Origin of the sequence: Paratractidigestivibacter sp. (genome assembly GCF_052362415.1) — a bacterium.
Taxonomy (GTDB): Bacteria; Actinomycetota; Coriobacteriia; order Coriobacteriales; family Atopobiaceae; genus Paratractidigestivibacter.
This window is the reverse complement of the sequence record NZ_DAWEMK010000158.1, coordinates 1-2,919: the sequence shown is the minus strand read 5'-3', so window position 1 is coordinate 2,919 and position 2,919 is coordinate 1. Positions and strand designations below refer to the sequence as shown.

The following is a 2,919-nucleotide window of genomic DNA, read 5'->3' as shown; positions in this document are numbered from 1 at the left end:
GGTCGTTTTAGTGGTGAACGGGCGCGGGGCGTCTTTATCGCTCGCCGCCGTAATTCGCGGCATCGCCGAGTTCCTGCCTTGTGCGAACGTGCGCGGCGTCGTGCTGAACAAGACGAGCGCCGCTGCCTGCGCCTACGCGGCGCCTGCGATCGAGAAGCACACGGGCGTCGCGGTTTTGGGTAATATTCCCGCCGACGAGGCGTTCTCGCTCGAAAGCCGGCATCTGGGGCTTGTGACCGCCGACGAGGTCGAGCAGCTCTCCGCGCGCATCGACAAGATGGCCGAGCTGGTGGAAAAGAGCGTCGACGTCGACCGCTTGCTCGAAATAGCGGCGACGGCACCCGATATCCGCGAGGAACCTTACCGGTTGGAGCCGATCGCGGGAGCGCGGCCCATCGTCGCCGTCGCACGTGACGAGGCGTTCTCGTTCTACTACGAGGAGAACCTGCGCGCGCTCCAGGACCTGGGTTGCGAGCTGGCCTTTTTCAGCCCCCTGTGTGATAGCGAGTTGCCCCGGGGGACAAGCGCCCTCTATCTGGGAGGCGGCTACCCGGAGCTCCATGCGCGGCAGCTCTCCGAGAACGCGCCGATGCGCGAGGCGGTGCGGCGTGCGGTGGAATCCGGCATGCCGACGGTTGCCGAATGCGGTGGGTTTCTGTACCTGCAGCGCGAAATCTCCGATAGCGAGGGGCGGCGCTGGCCTGTTGCGGGCGCCCTTGAGGGCGCAAGCGAGAACGGGGGAAGGCTGTCCCATTTCGGGTACGTGGAGCTCACTTCCCAACGCTACGGGCTCTACGGGCCGCGCGGCACACGCATCCGCGCGCACGAGTTCCACTACTGGCAGTCCACCTGCCCGGGCGGCGACTTCTGGGCGCAAAAGCCCCGGCGCGACAAGGGCTGGCCGTGCATGACGACCACCCCGGCCCTGGTTGCGGGCTTCCCGCATGTGTACTATCCTGCGAACCCCGACGTTGCGCGCGCGTTCGCGTCTGCCACAGCGTCGTTCGCAGAGAGGAGACGGCATGGCTGAAGCAACCGAAACCGCGCTTGCCTGCATCCGCGAGGAAGTCGAGCGCGCGTTCTCGTCGGCGCCGGGCGCCGTGCTCGAAGCCGCGCTCTCCCGGATCGCGCCCGCAGATGAGTGTGCCCGCGCCGCCGCGTACGCCGCGTGGGATTCCATCGCGCATCCTTTGGGGGGATTGGGCGACTTTGAAGACGCCGTCGCGCGTATCGCCGCAGTTCAGGGGAGCGCCGAGGTGGCCGAGTTTCCCCGTGCGCTCGCGGTATTCTTCTCCGACAACGGGGTCGTTGCCGAAGGCGTGTCGCAAAGCGGGCAAGACGTGACGCGAGCCGTCGCGCGCAACATGTGCGAGGGGGCCACGAGCGCCTGCCGCATGGCGGCGTTCGCGGGTGCCGAGGTCGTGCCCGTCGACGTGGGTATGGCCCGGGGCATAGAAGACGCTCGCATGGTGCGCGCGAACGTGCGGCGGGGGAGCGGCAACATCGCGCACGGCTCCGCCATGTCTCGCGATGGGGCCGTGCGCGCGATCGAGGTCGGAATCGCCGTCGCGTGCGGGCTTGCCCGCGCCGGCGTGCGCCTTCTCGCCGCGGGCGAGATGGGTATCGGCAACACGACCACCTCGGCGGCGGTGGCCGCAGTGCTCATCCGGGCGGACGCGCGGAGCCTCGTCGGGCGCGGCGCGGGGCTCTCGGACGCCTCGCTCGCGCGCAAGCGCGACGTGGTCGAGCGCGCTATCGATGCGAACTCGCCCGATTCCGCCGACCCGATCGATGTGCTCTCGAAGGTGGGCGGCTTCGACATTGCGGCGATGTGCGGCTTCTACCTGGGGGCCGCGGCCTCGAAGGCGCCGGCGCTCCTCGACGGGGTCATATCCTGCACGGCGGCCCTGTGCGCGGCGCGCCTGTGCCCCAACGCCTTAGGTTACCTCGTGGGCACCCACGCATCAAGCGAACCCGCAAGCCGGGAGCTCCTTCGCGAGCTCGGCATAAAGGCACCCCTCGACGCAGGCATGCACTTGGGCGAGGGCGCGGGCGCCATGGCGTATCTGCCCCTTCTGGATTCGGCGCTGCGCGTGTACCGGGATGGGAAGACGTTCACGGCGACTGGCATGGCTGCTTACGAGCATTTCGAGGCTGGGAAATGACGGTGACGTTCGTTATCGGCGCCGCCGCGAGCGGCAAGAGCGCCTATGCCGAGTCCCTGTGCCTCGGGCACGACGGCCCCCGCGTGTACCTGGCAACGATGGAGCCCTTCGGGGAAGAGGGCGCCCGCCGCATCGCGCGCCATCGGGCGCTGCGCGAGGGCAAGGGGTTTTCCACCCTCGAGCGCACGCGTGACGTGGGCGCCGCAGTGCCCGGGCTTCCGTGCGGCTGCACGCTTCTTTTGGAGGACGTGGGCAACCTGGTTGCGAACGAGCTCTTCGCGGAAGGCGGCTTGTCCCCACGTGACCCCGACGCTGCGGCGCGCGAGGTGCTCGGAGGCATCGAACGGCTCGCTCAGGCCGCTGCGTATACGGTGGTGGTCACCGTCGACGTGTTCGCCGATGGGATGCGCTACGATGAGGGGACCGAGGCATGGAGGCGCGCGCTCGCGCGCGTGAACGCGGGTGTGGTGGCGCTGGCCGACCGCGCAGTCGAAGTGGTATGCGGGATTCCCGTGTGGATGAAAGGCGAAGGACCTATAAGGTGAAGATAGCAGAGGCAATCGGCGCGGCGTTCGGAACGTTCTCGCGCATCCCCGTCCCGAAATCGGCCTGGACCGATTTCGGGTCAACCCATGCGCTTGCCGCGTTTCCCCTGGTGGGCCTTGCGGAAGGCTTCCTCATGACGGCGTGGGGGTACGTGGCGAACCTGCTCGGCGTACCCGCGACCATCGTCGCGGCCGTGCTCGCGGCGCTG

General features: G+C 68.7%; 4 protein-coding genes. All 4 read left to right on the top strand.

Features of this window, described 5'->3' with window-relative positions; translation table 11 throughout:
• A partial coding sequence (locus ACT84W_RS10285; RefSeq protein ID WP_444329141.1) for a cobyrinate a,c-diamide synthase occupies positions 1-1,030 on the top strand: 1,030 nt, incomplete at its 5' end.
• A complete protein-coding gene (cobT, locus tag ACT84W_RS10280) occupies positions 1,023-2,165 on the top strand; it encodes a nicotinate-nucleotide--dimethylbenzimidazole phosphoribosyltransferase (RefSeq protein ID WP_444329140.1) in 1,143 nt (380 codons plus the stop codon). The genes ACT84W_RS10285 and cobT, both read left to right, overlap by 8 nt.
• Entirely contained in the window at positions 2,162-2,710 is a 549-nt protein-coding gene (locus tag ACT84W_RS10275) for a bifunctional adenosylcobinamide kinase/adenosylcobinamide-phosphate guanylyltransferase (protein ID WP_195625051.1), read from the top strand. Before cobT ends, ACT84W_RS10275 begins: the two co-directional genes overlap by 4 nt.
• The coding region (locus ACT84W_RS10270; RefSeq protein WP_444329139.1) for an adenosylcobinamide-GDP ribazoletransferase at positions 2,707-2,919 on the top strand (213 nt) is incomplete at its 3' end. The genes ACT84W_RS10275 and ACT84W_RS10270, both read left to right, overlap by 4 nt.

What these genes read in the sequence shown, in the direction of transcription:
- ACT84W_RS10275 (WP_195625051.1), top strand. Translation starts at nt 2,162, where the DNA reads ATGACGGTGACGTTCGTTATCGGCGCCGCCGCGAGCGGCAAGAGCGCC.
- cobT (WP_444329140.1), top strand. Translation starts at nt 1,023, where the DNA reads ATGGCTGAAGCAACCGAAACCGCGCTTGCCTGCATCCGCGAGGAAGTC.